The 16,366-nt window shown below is 74.1% G+C and carries 16 protein-coding genes and 1 riboswitch; of the genes, 11 read left to right on the forward strand and 5 right to left on the reverse strand.

From position 1 onward, the window contains the following. Positions 1-137: 137 nt before the first annotated feature. Positions 138-464, reverse strand: coding sequence for a putative quinol monooxygenase (locus ACFP2E_RS10175; RefSeq protein ID WP_378522490.1), 327 nt, complete (start codon positions 462-464; stop codon positions 138-140). 121 nt (positions 465-585) lie between these two features. Between ACFP2E_RS10175 and ACFP2E_RS10180 the strand changes: the two genes are divergently transcribed. Both ACFP2E_RS10180 and ACFP2E_RS10185 read left to right on the forward strand, forming a co-directional pair. Beyond that, the gene (locus tag ACFP2E_RS10180; protein WP_378522491.1) at positions 586-1,833 is read left to right on the forward strand and encodes an alpha-hydroxy-acid oxidizing protein; all 1,248 of its coding nucleotides are present in this window, start codon (positions 586-588) and stop codon (positions 1,831-1,833) included. A 203-nt stretch (positions 1,834-2,036) separates the two neighbouring features. Continuing rightward, positions 2,037-2,345, forward strand: a complete 309-nt coding sequence (locus ACFP2E_RS10185; RefSeq protein WP_378522492.1) for an HU family DNA-binding protein — start codon at positions 2,037-2,039, stop codon at positions 2,343-2,345. Between the two features lie 57 nt (positions 2,346-2,402). Here ACFP2E_RS10185 and ACFP2E_RS10190 read toward each other — a convergent pair whose 3' ends face one another. Further along, positions 2,403-3,503 (reverse strand): PP2C family protein-serine/threonine phosphatase, encoded by a 1,101-nt coding sequence (locus ACFP2E_RS10190; protein ID WP_378522493.1) that lies wholly within the window; start codon positions 3,501-3,503, stop codon positions 2,403-2,405. A 73-nt stretch (positions 3,504-3,576) separates the two neighbouring features. Between ACFP2E_RS10190 and ACFP2E_RS10195 the strand changes: the two genes are divergently transcribed. Then, complete coding sequence (locus ACFP2E_RS10195) at positions 3,577-4,680, forward strand: MBL fold metallo-hydrolase (RefSeq protein WP_378522494.1); 1,104 nt, start codon at positions 3,577-3,579, stop codon at positions 4,678-4,680. Here ACFP2E_RS10195 and ACFP2E_RS10200 read toward each other — a convergent pair. Next, entirely contained in the window at positions 4,667-5,098 is a 432-nt protein-coding gene (locus tag ACFP2E_RS10200; protein WP_378522495.1) for a GNAT family N-acetyltransferase, read from the reverse strand. The genes ACFP2E_RS10195 and ACFP2E_RS10200 overlap by 14 nt on opposite strands. 19 nt (positions 5,099-5,117) lie before the next feature. Next, positions 5,118-6,032, reverse strand: a complete 915-nt coding sequence (locus tag ACFP2E_RS10205) for an alpha/beta hydrolase (protein WP_378522496.1) — start codon at positions 6,030-6,032, stop codon at positions 5,118-5,120. Positions 6,033-6,095: 63 nt separating this feature from the next. Further along, a riboswitch (TPP riboswitch) is annotated at positions 6,096-6,206 on the forward strand. On the opposite strand from ACFP2E_RS10205, the gene ACFP2E_RS10210 reads away from it, so the two are divergent. From ACFP2E_RS10210 to ACFP2E_RS10240, 7 genes are all read left to right on the forward strand, one after another. Continuing rightward, entirely contained in the window at positions 6,195-7,292 is a 1,098-nt protein-coding gene (locus ACFP2E_RS10210; RefSeq protein WP_378522497.1) for a thiamine ABC transporter substrate binding subunit, read from the forward strand. Its footprint overlaps the riboswitch before it by 12 nt. Positions 7,293-7,311: 19 nt before the next feature. Beyond that, positions 7,312-8,949 carry an ABC transporter permease gene (locus ACFP2E_RS10215; RefSeq protein ID WP_378522498.1) on the forward strand — a complete coding sequence of 546 codons (1,638 nt, stop codon included), beginning with the start codon at positions 7,312-7,314 and terminating at the stop codon, positions 8,947-8,949. A 1-nt stretch (position 8,950) separates the two neighbouring features. Next, positions 8,951-9,937 (forward strand): ABC transporter ATP-binding protein, encoded by a 987-nt coding sequence (locus ACFP2E_RS10220; protein ID WP_378522499.1) that lies wholly within the window; start codon positions 8,951-8,953, stop codon positions 9,935-9,937. 67 nt (positions 9,938-10,004) lie between these two features. After that, positions 10,005-11,075, forward strand: a complete 1,071-nt coding sequence (locus ACFP2E_RS10225; RefSeq protein ID WP_378522500.1) for a phosphatase PAP2 family protein — start codon at positions 10,005-10,007, stop codon at positions 11,073-11,075. 91 nt (positions 11,076-11,166) lie between these two features. Then, positions 11,167-13,146 (forward strand): acyl-CoA dehydrogenase, encoded by a 1,980-nt coding sequence (locus tag ACFP2E_RS10230; protein ID WP_378522501.1) that lies wholly within the window; start codon positions 11,167-11,169, stop codon positions 13,144-13,146. 17 nt (positions 13,147-13,163) lie between these two features. Further along, positions 13,164-13,415 carry a hypothetical protein gene (locus ACFP2E_RS10235; protein WP_378522502.1) on the forward strand — a complete coding sequence of 84 codons (252 nt, stop codon included), beginning with the start codon at positions 13,164-13,166 and terminating at the stop codon, positions 13,413-13,415. Further along, a complete protein-coding gene (locus ACFP2E_RS10240; protein WP_378522503.1) occupies positions 13,394-13,840 on the forward strand; it encodes a class I SAM-dependent methyltransferase in 447 nt (148 codons plus the stop codon). The genes ACFP2E_RS10235 and ACFP2E_RS10240 overlap by 22 nt, the downstream gene beginning before the upstream one ends. A 30-nt stretch (positions 13,841-13,870) precedes the next feature. Here ACFP2E_RS10240 and ACFP2E_RS10245 read toward each other — a convergent pair whose 3' ends face one another. Then, the gene (locus tag ACFP2E_RS10245; RefSeq protein WP_378522504.1) at positions 13,871-14,362 is read right to left on the reverse strand and encodes an inorganic diphosphatase; all 492 of its coding nucleotides are present in this window, start codon (positions 14,360-14,362) and stop codon (positions 13,871-13,873) included. Positions 14,363-14,497: 135 nt separating this feature from the next. Here ACFP2E_RS10245 and dacB point away from each other — a divergent pair, with 135 nt between their 5' ends. Then, the gene (gene dacB / locus ACFP2E_RS10250) at positions 14,498-15,958 is read left to right on the forward strand and encodes a D-alanyl-D-alanine carboxypeptidase/D-alanyl-D-alanine-endopeptidase (RefSeq protein ID WP_378522505.1); all 1,461 of its coding nucleotides are present in this window, start codon (positions 14,498-14,500) and stop codon (positions 15,956-15,958) included. The last annotated feature ends 408 nt before the right edge of the window (positions 15,959-16,366 follow it).

A 16,366-nucleotide genomic window follows, 5' to 3' on the forward strand; every position in this document is an offset into this window, starting at 1 on the left:
ATGAACGTAGACCGCGGTCGCAGATCATTTCCCCCGCGGCCTGACGCGAGGCTAGTCGATGACGGCGGCGGACTTGCCGGGAACGCGGAAAACGGCGGCAACACGTGGGGGCATCGCCACCTCCACGCCGGCCGAGGTCAGCGGTCGACGGCCATCTCCCCGAGCTCCGACCACTCGGTGCCGGGCACCTCGAAGTTCACGATGCGCGGGGTCTCCTGCAGGTACTGCGGCAGGTCCGCCTGGGCCTGCTTGAAGTGCGGCGAGCCGACGTGGGCGGCGCCGGCGTCGCCGTCGGCGAACGCCTCCACCAGCACGTACTCGTTCGGGTCGTCGATGCTGCGCGACCAGTCGAACCACAGGCAGCCCGGCTCGGCGCGGGTCGCCTCGGTGAAGTCGCGCGAGATCTCGGGCCACGCCTCGGCGTGCTCGGGCAGGACGCGGAACTTGGCGGTGATGAAGATCAAGGGGGGCTCCTTCGTGTGGGGGGCTCGCCGGTCGATGCTGCCACCGGCCCGGTGGTCGGGCAGGCCGGGGTCCGCGCCGGTGCCGACGTCAGTGGCGCGGCCCACGTGATGGAGTGACCGCATGAAGCGACAGCTGCCTCGCCGGCGCGACCTCGCACCGCTGCTGAAGTTCAAGGAGCCGACCTGGTCGGCGAAGGAGCGGCGGCTGGCGAAGGCGCTGACCGTCGAGGACCTGCGGCGCATCGCGAAGCGGCGGACGCCGCGGGCGGCGTTCGACTACACCGACGGCGCCGCCGACGGCGAGGTCTCGCTGGTGCGCGCCCGGGAGGCCTTCGCCGACGTGGAGTTCCGCCCGGCGGTCCTGCGGGACGTCTCCGAGGTGGACACGTCGCGCGAGGTGCTGGGCAAGCGGGTGTCGCTGCCCTTCGGGATCGCTCCGACCGGGTTCACCCGGATGATGCAGGCGGAGGGGGAGATCGCCGGCGCCACGGCCGCGGCCGCGGCCGGCATCCCGTTCTCGCTGTCGACGATGGGGACCACCTCGATCGAGGACGTGGCCGCCGCTGCACCCGCCTCGTCGGGGGCGCGGAACTGGTTCCAGCTCTACATGTGGAAGGACCGCGACCGGTCGATGGCGCTGGTCGACCGGGCCGCGAGGGCCGGCTACGACACGCTGCTGGTCACCGTCGACGTGCCGGTGGCCGGGGCCCGGCTGCGGGACGTGCGCAACGGGATGACGATCCCGCCGACGCTGACGCCGCGGACCGTCGCCAACGCCGTCCCGCGCCCGGCCTGGTGGATCAACTTCCTCACCACCGAGCCGCTCGCCTTCGCCTCGCTCGACGCGTGGTCGGGCACGGTCGCCGACCTGCTCGACACGATGTTCGACCCGACCGTGACCTTCGACGACCTCGCGTGGATCAAGGAGCAGTGGCCAGGCAAGGTCGTGGTCAAGGGCGTGCAGACCGTCGACGACGCCCGCCGCTGCGCGGACGTCGGCGTCGACGCCGTACTGCTGTCCAACCACGGCGGCCGCCAGCTCGACCGCGCCCCGGTCCCGTTCCACCTGCTGCCCGAGGTCGTGGCGGCGCTCGGCGCCCACCATCCGGAGGTCGAGGTCCACCTCGACACCGGGATCATGTCCGGCCAGGACGTGGTGGCGGCCGTCGCGCACGGCGCCCGCTTCACGCTGGTCGGTCGGGCCTACCTCTACGGCCTGATGGCCGGCGGGCGCGAGGGCGTCGACCGGGTCATCGAGATCCTCGCGGGCCAGGTCGAGCGGACCATGAAGCTGCTCGGTGTCCGCACCCTCGACGAGCTGACCCCCGACCACGTCGTACAGCTGCGGCGGCTCGCCCCGCGTCGCTGATCGGCGTCGCTGAGCCATCCGTCAAGTCGGGTCGGGAGGACCCCGCCGGACGTCCCGACGCCCCGAAATCCGGGCCACGTGCACCATTCGGGGGGTCGAGGCGCTTAGGGTGTGCGGTCGTGTGCCCCTGTGGGCACCGGCCGGGCGCGTCCCGGCCACCCCAGGCCCGCGGGCGAGGTCCGCAGGCACGTGCACCGGAGGCGGTGCACGACCCCAGACGAAAGGTTGAACACATGAACAAGCGCGAGCTCGTCGAGCACGTTGCCGAGGCCGCTGAGCTGACCAAGGCCCAGGCCGAGCGCGTCGTCGACGCCGTGGTGGACGGCATCTCCTCCACCCTGGTCAAGGGCGACAGCGTCACCCTGCCGGGCTTCGGCACCTTCGAGGTGCGCGAGCGCTCCGCCCGCACCGGCCGCAACCCGCAGACCGGCGAGGAGATCAAGATCGCCGCGAGCAAGGCCCCCGCGTTCAAGGCCGGCGCCGCGCTCAAGCGCTCCGTCAACGAGGGCTGAACCTCCCTCAGCGCTGCGCGGGCGTCCCACCGGTCGGTGGGGCGCCCGCGCGCCATTTCAGGCGGGTGCGGCGGCCTCGGTCTCCGGGGTGGCGGCCGGCTCCTCACGTGCGTCGTACTCGACCAGCAGCAGGGCGAGGTCGTCGTCCATCTGCGGGGCCGCCGAGTGGAGCCGCAGCAGCAGGCTCGGCAGCACCCGGTCGAAGTCGGCGGTGCCGAGGTCGGCGGCCAGCTCCATCACGTCGATGAAGCGGCCCTGGCGGTCGCGGGCCTCGACCAGTCCGTCGGTGAAGAACAGCAGCCGGTCTCCGGCCTCGAGGGCGATCTGCTCGGTCCCGGGGCCGAGACCCTCGAGGCCGAGCCCCAGCGGGAGGCCGGGGTTCTCGACCTCCACCGGCGCCACCGAGTCCGCGCGGGCCAGCAGCGGGGCCGGGTGGCCGTGGCTGACGTACTCGACGCAGCCGTCGTCGCCGATGGAGGCGAAGATCGCGGTCACGAAGTCCTCGTCGGCCAGCTGCGGCCGCAGCTGCTCGTCGCAGTGGCGGGCGATCCCCTCCGGGGAGTCGAAGCGGTGGGCGGCCTCGCGGAACAGCGCCAGCGCGAGCGCCGCGGTCTTCACCGCGTCCAGCCCCTTGCCGCGGACGTCGCCGACCAGCAGGCGCGTGGCGTCGTCGGTGCGGACTGCCGCGAAGAGGTCGCCGCCGAGCTGCGCCTCCCGGCTGGCGGACTCGTACGCCGTGGCGAGTCGCAGCACCCCGGCCGACGGCGGCACGGGCGTCAGGATCGCCTCCTGCGCGACCCGCGCCACCCGGGCGAGGTCGCGGACCTGACGCTCACGGCGTTCCCGGGTGCGGGCCACGAGAGGTCCGAGGACGGCAGCGAGCAGCAGCACCACCACGCGGGTGGTGTCGGACAGCGCGTCCTCACGGTTGGTCACCACCAGGGCGAGGCCGGCGCCGAGCGAGGCCAGGGCCACCAGGAGCGCGCGACCGGCGTTGCAGGTGGCCGCGGCGAGGAACGGGGCCGCGGCGCACGCGACGGACAGGTTGTTCCGCGGCGTCACCAGGTCGACGACCGTCACGACGGCGAGCAGCAGGAGCGAGAGGGCGAACCACCCCTCGTCCCTGGTCATCGCGCGTTCGGTCCCGGTCCCGGCCACCCGACGACCCTAGGGCACCCGGACCCCCGGGATGCCATCCCTCGCACAGCCCCGGGGCCGTAGAGTCCCGCGAATGACCGCGACGAGCGACACCGCCCACGCGGTGTCACCGGACTCCGGACGCCACTGGTCGGATCCCGGCGCGTGGCCGGTCTCACCCGGCGTCCACCGGATCCCGCTGCCGCTGCCGAACGACGGGCTGCGCGCCGTCAACGTCTACGCGCTCGAGACCGACGCGGGGCTCACGCTCGTGGACGGCGGCTGGGCGCTGGCGGAGAGCCGCCGGCTCCTGGAGGAGGCGCTCGACAGCATCGGGTACGCCGTGCACGACATCACCCGCTTCCTGGTCACCCACGTGCACCGCGACCACTACACGCAGGCGTCGGTGATCGCCCGCGAGTGCGGCGCCCACGTCAGCCTCGGCCTGGGGGACAAGCCCACCCTGGACCTGCTGCACGGCGCCCATCGGGAGGACGGGAGCGACCCGACCGTCGACCTGCTGGTCGCCGCGGGCGCGGTCGACGTGGCCCGTCAGTGGCAGAAGTTCACCGACGGCCGCCGCCCGGACCTCGGCCAGTGGGGGTACCCCGACGCCTGGCTCGAGGGGGACCGCGAGCTCACGGTCGGCTCGCGCACGATCGGCGCGGTCCACACGCCCGGCCACACCCAGGGCCACTACGTCTTCGCGGACCGGCCCTCGGGGCTGCTGTTCGCGGGCGACCACGTGCTGCCCACGATCACCCCGTCGATCGGCTTCGAGCCGGTCCCCGCCGCCCAGCCGCTCGGCGACTTCCTCGCCTCGCTCACCAAGGTGCGCGGTCTGCCTGACCTGCGGCTGCTCCCGGCCCACGGCCCGGTCGCGGCCTCGACCCACGCCCGGGTCGACGAGCTGCTCGCCCACCACGACGCCCGGCTCGACCTGTGCGCGGAGGCTCTGGCCGCCGGCCCCGCCGGCGACCGTGCCCTCAGCGCCGTCGAGGTCGCCGGAGCGCTGCCGTGGACCCGCCACGCCCGCAGCCTCGCCGAGCTCGACGTCTTCAACACCGCGCTCGCCGCCCTGGAGACCAAGGCGCACCTCGAGCTGCTCGTCACCCGCGGCCGGGCGACCCGCGAGACCGGGCCCGACGGGGTCGTGGTGTTCGGGCCGGTCGCCGACCCGGGCGTCAGGACTGCCTGAGCCGCATCGGCACGTGCGGGATGCCGTCCTCGAGGAACTCCGACCCGGCCACCTCGAAGCCGTGCCCGGCGTACCAGCCCACGAGCCCCGACTGCGCGTCGAGCACCACGTCGCGGCCGACGCAGTCGGCGAGCGCGGTCGTCACCAGGCCGTCGGCGAGGCCGCGGCCGCGCGCCTCGCGGGCCAGCACGACCCGGCCGATGCGCCACACGTCGCCGTCGTCGAGCACCCGCGCGTAGCCCACCAGCCGGTCGCCGTCGCGCAGCAGGACGTGGCGGGTGCCGGGCTCGTGGTCACGGCCGTCGAGGTCGGGGTAGGGGCACTCCTGCTCGACCACGAAGACGTCCTGCCGCAGCCGCCACGCGTCGTACGCCGTGTGCGCGTCGAGGGCGTCGAAGGACAGGCTCGTGAGACTCATCGGGGGCTCGTGCGGGATGTCATCGCAGGAACTCCAGCGTGTGCCGCCAGGCGCGCCGCGCCTCGGGGATGAAGGGCAGCAGCGGGAAGACGTGGATCAGGTCGGGCGCCTCGAGGTAGCGCAGGTCCCAGCCGGCGGCGGCGGCCCGGTCGGCCAGCAGCCGGCAGCCGGGCACGAGCAGGTCGCGGGTGCCGCAGAACATCAGCGCCGGCGGCAGGCCGCGCAGGTCGCCGAGCGCCGGGCTCACCTCGGGCCGGGCCAGGTCCTCCTCGGACCCCGCCCACCACGCGGCGTAGGCGTGCATCTTGCCGAGGAAGAGCCACGGGTCGTGGTCGGCGACGTGGACCGTCTCCGGGGTGCTGGCGGTGAGGTCGACCCAGGGCGCGTGCAGCAGCAGCTGCGCCGGCTGCGGGCCGCCCCGGTCGCGCAGCGCCAGCGCCAGGGCCAGGGCGTAGCCGCCGCCGGCCGAGTCGCCGGCGAGCACCGTGCCCGCGCCGCCGCCGTTGTGGGGCTCCGACCAGCGTGCCGCGAGGTCGGTCATCGCGTCGAACGAGTCGCGCCAGGTGTGCTCGGGCGCGAGCGGGTAGTCGGGCAGCACCACCCGCGCCTGCAGCCCGCGGGCGAGGCGGGCGGCGTACCTGACGTGAAAGGGGTCGATCGGCGCCATGAAGCCGCCGCCGTGGACGTAGACGACGGTGCGCCGGACGGCGACGCCGCGCGGCTCCATCACGTACGACGGGAACCCGCCGGCGTCCTCCTCGCGGAGCGTGAACCGGCGGTCGAAGCGCCGCACCAGCCGGGTCGGGAACGTCCGGTCGAGGCCGGCGTGCCAGCGCATCACCCGGGCCCGCTCGCGCTCCTCGGTGTCGAGGTCGCGGGCCTTGCGCAGCCGCGGGACGGCGTAGGCGAGGAGGTCGTGGCGGCGGCTGGGCACGGGCCCAGCCTAGGGCTGGGGACGGGCCCCGGATCCGGCCGACCGCCGGCGTCGTAGGCTGGACGCCACAGACAGGGGAGCACGCCCGGGCGTGCTGAGAGTGCGGGAACCGCCGCAGACCCTCCGAACCTGATCCGGTTAGCACCGGCGATAGGGAGTCCGATGAAGTCCGTCCGTTCCGTGCCGCGCGCGCTCGCGCTCACCGCCACCACCTCCGCTATGGGTGCGCTGGCATTGTCGTCCTGCACCGTCGTCGCCCAGGACGACCCGGCGCCCGCCCCCGAGGAGGGCGGCCAGACCGCCGGCGGGCCGGTCGTGCTGGTCACGCACGAGTCGTTCAGCCTGCCGAAGAAGCTGGTCCGTGCCTTCGAGCGCGAGACCGGCCACGACCTCGAGGTGCGCGCCGCCGGCGACGCCGGCACCCTCACCACCAAGCTGGTCCTCACCGCCGGCAACCCGACCGGCGACGTCGCCTTCGGCGTCGACAACACCTTCGCCTCGCGGGCCCTCGACGAGGGGGTCTTCGCGACCGCCGACGTGACGCTGCCCGCCGGCGCCGACGAGTACGCCCTCGACGGCGAGGCCGCCGACCGGCTGTTCCCCGTCGACAACGGCAACGTGTGCGTCAACGTCGACGAGGCCTGGTTCGCGGAGCGCGACCTCGAGCCGCCGACGTCGCTCGAGGACCTCACCGACCCGGCGTACGAGGGGCTGTTCGTGACGTCGTCGGCGCTGTCGAGCTCGCCGGGCCTTGCCTTCCTGATGGCGACCGTCGCTGAGTACGGCGACGCGTGGCCGGACTACTGGGAGCGGCTGCTCGACAACGACACCCTCGTCGTCGACGGCTGGACCGACGCCTACTTCGGCGAGTTCACGCAGGGCAGCGAGAAGGGCACCCGCCCGGTCGTGCTGTCCTACGACTCCTCGCCAGCCTTCACCGTGCCGAAGGGGGCCGACGAGTCGACCACCAGCGCGCTCCTCGACACCTGCTTCCGCCAGGTCGAGTACGCCGGCGTCCTCGAGGGCGCCGACAACCCCGAGGGCGGCCGGGCGCTGGTGGAGTTCCTGCTCTCCGACGACGTGCAGGCCGCGCTGCCGGAGAGCATGTACGTCTTCCCCGTCGCCGACGGGGTCGACCTCCCCGCCGACTGGGCCCGGTACGCCGAGCAGCCGGAGTCGCCGTACACCCTCGAGCCGTCGGAGATCGCCGCGAACCGCGACGCGTGGCTCGAGGAGTGGCGCGACCTCGTCACCCGCTGAGCGTCCGGCGGGACCACCCATGACCCGGCGGCTGCTCACCCTCGCCGCGCTGGCCCTGGTGCCGGTCGCGGCCGTCGGGGTGTTCTTCGTGCTGCCGGTCACCGGGATGGTGGCGCAGGGCTTCTTCGACGAGGGCCGGTTCGCGCCGGGCGAGGTGCTCGACGTCCTCGCCCGGGACCGGGTCCACCGGGTGCTGTGGTTCACCGTCTGGTCGGCGGCGGCCGGGACCCTGCTGTCGGTGGCGCTCGGGCTGCCGGCGGCGTTCGCGCTGCACCGGCTCGACCTGCCCGGCCGCAGGGCGGTGCGGGCGGCGCTGCTGGTGCCGTTCGTGCTGCCGACGGTCGTCGTCGGGGTCGCCTTCCGCCAGCTGCTGCGCGAGTCGGGCCCGCTCGGCTTCCTGGGCCTGGACCAGACGCCCGCCGCGATCGTCGCGGGGATGGTGTTCTTCAACGTCGCGGTGGTCATCCGGGCGGTGGGCGCGAGCTGGGAGTCGCTGGACCCCCGGCCCGCCGAGGCGGCGGCCAGCCTCGGGGCGTCGCCGTGGCAGGTGCTGCGCACCGTCACACTCCCGGCGCTGCGGCCGGCGATCGTCTCCGCCGCCAGCGTCGTCTTCCTGTTCTGCGCGACGGCCTTCGGCATCGTGCTCACCCTGGGCGGAGTCCGGTACGCGACCGTCGAGACCGAGATCTACCTGCTCACCACCAGCGTCTTCGACCTGCAGGCCGCCGCCGCGCTCTCGGTGCTGCAGATCCTCGTGGTCGCCGCGCTGCTGCTGGTGGCGCAGCGGCTGCGGGCGGTGCCGGACCCCGGGGTGGCCCGGTCGGCGCCGCGGCCGCGGCGGCCCGGGCGGGGCGACCTGCCGGCCCTGGCCGCCACGGTCGCGCTGCTGGCGTTCGTGGCCACCCCGATCGTGGCGCTGGTCGCCGGCTCGCTGCGGGTGGCGGGCGGCTGGGGGACCGCCAACTACCGTGCCCTGACGACGTCCGGCGAGCAGCAGGCGCTGGTCGCGCCGGTCACCGAGGCGCTGACGACGTCGCTGCGCACCGCCGTCGACGCGACCTGGATGGCACTGGCGACGGGCCTGCTCGTCGCTGTCGTCGTCACCCGCCGGTCGCGGTCGCGCGCCGAGCGCCGGATCCGCGGCGGCCTGGACGCCTTCTTCATGCTGCCGCTCGGCGTCTCCGCGGTGACGCTGGGCTTCGGCTTCCTCATCACCCTCGACGAGCCCCCGCTGGACCTGCGCGACTCGCCGCTGCTGGTGCCGATCGCCCAGGCCCTGGTGGCACTGCCGCTCGTGGTCCGCACCATCGTCCCGGTGCTGGCCGGCATCGACGACCGGCAGCGGCAGGCCGCCGCGTCGCTGGGGGCCTCCCCGTGGCGGACGTTCTGGACGGTCGACCTGCCGGTGGTGTGGCGGCCGCTGCTCGCCGCGAGCGGCTTCGCCTTCGCGGTCTCGCTCGGCGAGTTCGGCGCGACCTCGTTCCTCGCCCGCGACGAGTCGCCGACCCTGCCGGTCGTGATCTTCCGGCTGCTGAGCCGGCCGGGTGAGCTGAACTACGGGATGGCGCTGGCCGCCTCGGTGGTGCTGGCCGCCGTCACCGCGGTCGTGGTGCTGACCGTCGAGCGGCTGCGGGTGCCGAGTCTGGGAGCCTTCTGACGTGCTCCAGCTCCGCGAGGTCTCCGTGGCGTACGACGGCGCGCCGGCCGTCGTCGACGTCTCGCTCGACCTGCCCACCGGAGAGGTGCTGGCGGTGCTCGGCCCGTCCGGCTGCGGCAAGTCCAGCCTGCTGCGCGCCGTGGCGGGGCTCGAGCCGACCGGCGGCGGCCGCACCTGCTGGGACGGCGAGGACGTGACCGGCGTACCGACCCACCGGCGCGGGTTCGCGCTGATGTTCCAGGACGGGCAGCTGTTCAACCACCTGACCGTCGGGCGCAACGTCGCCTACCCGCTGCGGCTGCGACGGGCCCGCGGGACCGACGCGCGGGTGGCCGAGCTGCTCGACCTGGTCGGGCTCGCCGGGTACGCCGACCGGCTGCCGTCGACCCTCTCGGGCGGCGAGCGGCAGCGGGTCGCGTTGGCGCGGTCGCTGGCCGGGGAGCCGCGGCTGCTGCTGCTCGACGAGCCGCTGTCGGCGCTCGATGCCGGGCTGCGGCAGCGGCTGGCCGCGGACCTGCGCCGGATCCTCCGGGAGGCCGGCAGCACTGCGCTCATGGTGACCCACGACCACGAGGAGGCGTTCACCGTCGCCGACCGGCTCGCGGTGATGCGCGCGGGCCGGGTCGTGCAGGAGGGGCCGATCGACACCGTGTGGCGCCGTCCGGTCGACACCGAGACGGCGCTGTTCCTCGGCTACGCCCGGGTGCTGGAGGGGGACGCCGGCGCCCGGGTGTCCACGGCGGCGGGCCTGCCCGCGACGGAGGCCGTCGCCCTGCGCCGCTCCGCGCTGCGAGTCGCCCCGGAGGGTCCGCTCGCCGCGACCGTGCTCTCGTCGCGCACGACGCCGGAGCAGGTCCGGCTCGAGGTCGACCTCGACGCGGTGGGCCGGGTCGAGGCCGTGGCGCCGCTCGACGCCCACCCGGGGCCGGGGGAGAGGGTGCGGCTCGCGGTCGACCCGACCCGGCTGGCCGCGGTCGGCCCTTCCTGATGCCCGCCTGACACCGGCCGAGCCCGGGCGGCGCTCCGTCCGCGCGGAGTCCCTACACTGGGCTCTTGTGTACCGCCGCGCCTACGCACTCCTCGTCGGGAATGCAGCCCTCATGGGCGGGCTGGCGATCATCTCGGCGCTGATCCTCGACAAGGGGCTCGCCGACCCGGAGGGATCGTTCCTCGGCCCGTCGTGGCTCCGGCTGCCGCTGCTGCTGCTCGGCGCGCTGCTGCTCGACATGCTGCCGCGCACGCTGTGGTACTCGAAGCTGGACCCCCGCAAGATGCCGCCCATCATCGCGGCGCGGTGGCGCTCCCACTGGACGAAGGAGCGGCTCACCCTGGTGGCGCTCGGCGTCGTCTGCTTCTACATCGTCTACGTCAGCTACCGGAACCTGAAGTCCTTCCTGCCCTTCATCATGGGCGACACGAAGTACGACCGGGAGCTGCACCTCGTCGACACCGCGCTGTTCTTCGGCAATGAGCCGGCCAACGTGCTGCACGCGGTCCTCGGCACCACCTTCACCGCGCACTTCCTCTCGACCATCTACCTGTGGTTCCTGCCGCTGGTGCCGCTGGCGCTCACCGCCTGGCTGATCTGGTCGCGCAACATCTCCTTCGGCTACTGGTTCGCGACCTCGCAGTGCCTGGCGTGGACGCTCGGCACTGCGTCGTACTACGCGCTGCCGACGCTCGGCCCCGGCTTCCGCTACCCGTGGCTGTACGCCGACCTCACCCACACGCCGACCTCCGACCTGATGGAGGCGCTGTTCTACGCCCGGCAGGGCGTGATGCGCACGGGCATCGAGGGCGCCGTGCAGTCGGTCGCGGGCTTCGCGAGCCTGCACACCGCGATCACGCTGCTGGTCGCGCTGATGGTGCAGTACACCCTGCGCTCGCGGATCCTCCACTGGGTCGCCTGGGCGAACTTCTTCGTCACCATCGTCGCCACCCTCTACTTCGGCTGGCACTACGTCGCCGACGACGTCGCCGGCATCCTCATCGCCCTGGTCTCCTTCTACCTCGGCGGCCTCGCCAGCGGGCAGAGGTTCGACCGGCACGGGTTGTCCTCGCATCCCACGACCACGACCTCCGCGGTGCCGGTCGGCTCGCGGGGCAGCAGCGACGACCCCTCCTGACCCCGCACGGCCCCGGGCGACCCAGTCGGGCGGAGTCCGGCGCGTCACATTCGGAGGTGCCCGGCTGGTACGGGCGAGTAGGTTCGCCGACATGGCCACCGACACGCTCGCCCCGGCCGAGGGGGACCAGTACGCCCAGCCGACCGTCGACGTCGCGGAGCTGACCAGGCTCCTCGACGGCCGGTACGCCGAGGTCCGCGACCTCGTCCGCCGCAACCTCGCCGAGCACGCCGCGGTCCTCGAGGACGCCGAGACCATGGGCACCGACGAGTTCCGCGACCGGGTCCGCGACCTCGTGGTGGCGATGGCCGCCACCGGGCAGACCGGGATGGGCTTCCCCGAGGAGTACGGCGGCGGCGGTGACGTCGGCGCGTCGGTGGCGGCGTTCGAGACGCTCGCGTATGGCGACTTGTCGGTGCTCGTCAAGGTCGGCGTGCAGTTCGGGCTCTTCGGCGGCGCGATCCTCCAGCTCGGCACGAAGAAGCACCACGACGCCTACCTGCGCGGGCTGATCACCGGCGAGCTGATGGGCTGCTTCGCCATGACCGAGGTGGGCCACGGCTCCAACGTGCAGGCCCTCGGCACGGTCGCGTCGTACGACCCGGAGACGCAGGAGTTCGTGGTCACCACGCCCGACCCCGGCGCCCGCAAGGACTGGATCGGCAACGCCGCCCGCCACGCCGAGCTCGCGGTCGTCTTCGCCCAGCTCGAGGTCGCCGGCGAGCGGCACGGCGTCCACGCGCTCGTCGTGCCGCTGCGCAAGGACGGCGAGCTGCTCCCCGGCGTCACCATCGAGGACGACGGGCTCAAGATGGGCCTCAACGGCGTCGACAACGGCCGCATCACCTTCGACCAGGTGCGGGTGCCGCGCGAGAACCTGCTCGACCAGTTCGCCTCGGTCACCGAGGACGGCCGCTACGAGAGCCCCATCGACAACGCCGACAAGCGGTTCTTCACCATGCTCGGCACCCTCGTGCAGGGCCGGGTCTGCGTCGGCGGCGCCGGCATCAACGCCGCCAAGGTCGCGCTGACGATCGCGGTCCGGTACGCCGACCGCCGCCGCCAGTTCGACGCCACCTCCGACGGGGAGGAGGAGCTGCTGCTCGACTACGGCATCCACCAGCGCCGGCTGCTGCCGCTGCTGGCCCGTACCTACGCGCTCCACTTCGCCCAGGAGGAGGTCGCGGCCGCCCTGCACGACGTGTTCTCGCCGACCGACGCGCCGACCCAGGGCGAGGAGGAGCACCGCCGCCGCGAGCTCGAGTCGGACGCCGCCGGGCTCAAGGCCCTCGGCACCTGGCACGCCACCCGCACCATCCAGGAGTGCCGCGAGGCCTGTGGCGGCCAGGGCTACCGGGCCGAGAACCGGTTCGCCGCGCTGAAGGCCGACACCGACGTCTTCACCACCTTCGAGGGCGACAACCACGTGCTGCTGCAGCTCGTCGCCAAGGGGCTGCTCACCGACTACGCCAGCGAGTTCGAGGACGTCGACCAGCTCGGCATGGTGCGGCTCGTCGCCGGCCTCGCCGTCGAGACGGTGCTCGAGCGCAGCAATGTCCACAAGCTGATCGAGCGGGTCCGCGACCTGCTGCCTGGCGGCGACGAGTGGGACCAGGAGGCCGGCCTCCTCGACCCGGAGTACCAGCTGATGATGCTGCGCTACCGGGAGGAGCACATGCTCGCCGGCGTGGCGCGCCGGCTCAAGCGCGGCATCGACAACGGCATGAACGCCGGCGAGGTGTTCTCCCGGGTCCAGGACCACGTGATCGCCACCGCCCGCGCCCACGTCGAGCGCATCGTGCTCGAGGCGTTCGTGGCCAAGGTCCGCGCGCTGCCGCCGGGCGACCTGCGGGTCGCGCTCACCCTGCTCAGCGACCTGCACGCGCTCTCCACGATCGAGGCCGACCGGGCGTGGTTCATGGAGCACGGCCGGATGACCGCGCAGCGGTCCCGGGCCATCACCCGCGAGGTCAACGGGCTGTGCCGCAAGGTGCGTCCGCTGGCGGTCGACCTGGTCGACGCCTTCGGGGTGCCGCGCGAGATGCTCCGCTCGCCCGAGCTGCTCGACTGAGGTCCGGGGGAACCGGCGTGCGGCTCCCGCGCGTGGGCCGGCTGCTCGGCGGCTGGCACGAGGACCCGCTGTGGGCGACGGTCTACGACTGGACCGTCAGCCATCCCCGCGCAGGGACGCCGCTGTGGCGGCTCGGGCTGGGCAGCGACCTCGGCCTGCTGTACGCCGCCGCGGGCCTGCTCGGCGACCTGCCGGCGGGGGCGCGCGTGCTCGACCGCCGTGCGGCGGCGGGGTCGCCCTCCACGGGGTGCGGCCGGGACAGGGACTGACCTACGTCGCCGCCGACATCGCGCCGACGATGCTGGAGCGGTCGGCGGCCGTCGCCCGGGCACGGGGCGTCGCCGACCAGGTGACGACCTGTGTCGCGGACGCGGGGGCGCTCCCCTTCGACGACGGGAGCTTCGACCGGGTCGTCTCGTTCACGGGGCTGCACTGCTTCCCGGACCCGGAGCGCGCCGTGGCCGAGATGGCCAGGGTGCTGGCGCCGGACGGCCGGCTCACGGGCAGCACCCTGGTGACCGACGCGGGCCTGCGCTACGCGCCGCTGCTGCGGCTCGGCCGCGCCGCGAACGTGCTCGGCCCCGGCTGCACGACCTCCGGGCTGGAGGCGTGGCTGGCCGGGGCCGGGCTCACGGAGGTGGCGGTCGAGCCGGACGGCGCGGTGTGCTGGTTCACCGCGGTCCGGCCGACCTGACCGGTCCTGGGACCGATCGGGTGAGAAGTCTCAGTGACCGTTCTTCTTGAAGCGCTCGAACGAGGCTCGCACCTCGGCCTCGGCGGCGTCGCGACCGACCCACTCGGCGCCCTCGACGGACTTGCCGGGCTCGAGGTCCTTGTAGACCTCGAAGAAGTGCTGGATCTCGAGGCGGTCGTACTTCGAGACGTGGTTGATGTCGCGCAGGTGCTCGAGGCGCGGGTCGTGCGTCGGGACGCAGAGGACCTTGTCGTCACCGCCGGCCTCGTCGGTCATGCGGAACATTCCGATGGCGCGGCAGGCGATGAGGCAGCCCGGGAAGGTGGGCTGCTGCAGGATCACCAGGGCGTCGAGCGGGTCGCCGTCCTGACCGAGGGTGTCCTCGATGAAGCCGTAGTCGGCCGGGTAGGCCGTCGAGGTGAAGAGCATCCGGTCGAGGCGGATGCGCCCGGTCTCGTGGTCGACCTCGTACTTGTTGCGCTCTCCCTTGGGGATCTCCACCAGTACGTCGAACTCGAGCACGTCTTTCCTCCACCGTCGTATCAGAATGGGCACCCGCCGCACCGTCGGGGCCGCGCGGGTCGTGGGGCCCGGCAGGGGCGCCGGGCACAGTGTCGCGCACAATGTGCCCCGACACACAGCCGGAAGGGGCCGAGGGTGGGCAGACGTGACCGACGCCACGACGGCGGCGGGTCCCTGCGGCGGCTCTGGCGGTGGCTGCCGGTGGTCCTCGTGCTGGCCCTGATCGGTGCCGCAGCCGCGTCGTACCGCTTCGACCTCGGGCCCCGCTGGTTCGGGACCGGCGTCGAGCCGGTCTCGCCGGCCGCGGTCCCGCCGCCCCCCGGACTGGACCTCCCGGAGGTCGAGGCGCCCGAGGCGCTGGACCCGGCCGCCGGTGCGGTCCTCGACCCCACCGGGCCACAGCTCCGCCCGGCCGCCGTACGCCGCGTGCTCGAGCAGTACCTCGGCGACGAGGACCTCGGACCCCGGGTTTCGGCCGCGGTGGCGACGCTGGGCGGCGACGAGGCACCGGTGACCGCCGGCCGCGCCGCGGCCGTCCCCGCGTCCACGACCAAGCTGCTCACCACCACCGCCGCGCTCGAGGTGCTCGGCCCCGACCACGTCTTCGAGACGACCGTCGTCGCCGACGGCCCCGGAGGGGTGGTGCTGGTGGGCGGCGGCGACCCGCTGCTCGCCCGGGCGCCTGAGCCCGGTGCCTGGCCGGAGCAGGCCGACGTGCGGGCCCTGGCCCGGGCCACCGCGCAGGCGCTGGGGGGCCGGAAGAAGGTGCGCGTCGGCTACGACGACTCGCTGTTCCGCGGTCCGGCGGTGAACCCCCGCTGGCCGGCGAGCTACGTGCCGGACGGGGTGGTCTCGCCGATCACCGCGCTGTGGGTCGACCAGGGCCGCGACCCCAGCGGGTTCGGCCGGGTGGCCGACCCGGCACGGTCCGCGGCCGACGCGTTCGCCGCGGCGCTCGCCGACGCCGGCGTCCGCGTCGTGGGGGAGCCCGCCGCCCGGCGCGCTGCGCCAGACGCGGAGGTCCTCGCCTCGGTCGCCAGCGCGCCGCTCGCCCGGATCGCCGAGCACGTCGTCGAGACCAGTGACAACGAGGCCTCCGAGGTGCTGGCCCGGCACGTCGGCCTCGCGGTCGAGGGGCGGGGCAGCTCGACGGCCGGCACGGCCGCCGTCGTGGCGACCCTCGAGGGGCTGGGCGTCGACACCACCGGCGCGCGGGTCCTCGACGGCAGCGGCCTGTCCCGCGAGAACGTGCTGACCGCGCGCACCCTCGTCGACGTTCTCCGCGTCGCCGCCGACGACGACGAGCCCGACCTGCGCGCCACGCTGACGGGGCTGCCCGTTGCCGGCTTCACGGGCTCGCTGGCCGCCCGGTTCGAGGACGCGCCGCCGGTGCCGCGGTCGCGGGTCCGCGCCAAGACCGGCACCCTCAGCGGCGTCTCGGGCCTGGCCGGCGTCCTCGTCGACGCCCGTGGCACCCCGCTCGCCTTCGCCGTGCTGGCCGACCGGATCGACCTGCCAGACACCCTCGACGCCCGCGAGGCCCTCGACGACCTCGCCGCCGCCCTCGCCGCCTGCCGCTGCTCCACCCCCTCCTGATGTGAGGCAGGGCGGCGACCACACGGAGGTCGAGCCCGTCGAGCCCCCCGCAGCCGGTGCAGGGCGGTGATTGACGGCGGTCGAGCTCGTCGAGACCCGGTGAGTGGCGTAGGGCGGTGTCCAGACGCCGGTCGAGCCCGTCGAGACCCGGCGAGGTAGGCAGGGCGGCGATCACACGGTGGTCGAGCTCGTCGAGACCCGGCGAGGTAGGCAGGGCGGCGATCACACGGTGGTCGAGCTCGTCGAGACCCAGCAAGGTAGGCAGGGCGGCGACCACACGGAGGTCGAGCCCGTCGAGACCCTTGGAACCGGGTCGGTGACATGCCCCTGCCCCCGCCGAGCGTGGCCTGGCGGGGTGTGGGGCGGGGCAGCTACTGCTCGGGCGGATCCGTGGACCGGTGCGCCTCG

The organism is Nocardioides sp. GCM10027114, from assembly GCF_042659625.1.
Classification (GTDB): domain Bacteria; phylum Actinomycetota; class Actinomycetes; order Propionibacteriales; family Nocardioidaceae; genus Nocardioides.

Excerpts from the sequence above, each read along its gene's own strand:
- ACFP2E_RS10180 (WP_378522491.1), top strand. The coding sequence starts at position 586 with ATGAAGCGACAGCTGCCTCGCCGGCGCGACCTCGCACCGCTGCTGAAG.
- ACFP2E_RS10195 (WP_378522494.1), top strand. The coding sequence starts at position 3,577 with ATGACCGCGACGAGCGACACCGCCCACGCGGTGTCACCGGACTCCGGA.
- ACFP2E_RS10200 (WP_378522495.1), bottom strand. The coding sequence starts at position 5,098 with ATGAGTCTCACGAGCCTGTCCTTCGACGCCCTCGACGCGCACACGGCG.
- ACFP2E_RS10210 (WP_378522497.1), top strand. The coding sequence starts at position 6,195 with ATGAAGTCCGTCCGTTCCGTGCCGCGCGCGCTCGCGCTCACCGCCACC.
- ACFP2E_RS10215 (WP_378522498.1), top strand. The coding sequence starts at position 7,312 with ATGACCCGGCGGCTGCTCACCCTCGCCGCGCTGGCCCTGGTGCCGGTC.
- ACFP2E_RS10230 (WP_378522501.1), top strand. The coding sequence starts at position 11,167 with ATGGCCACCGACACGCTCGCCCCGGCCGAGGGGGACCAGTACGCCCAG.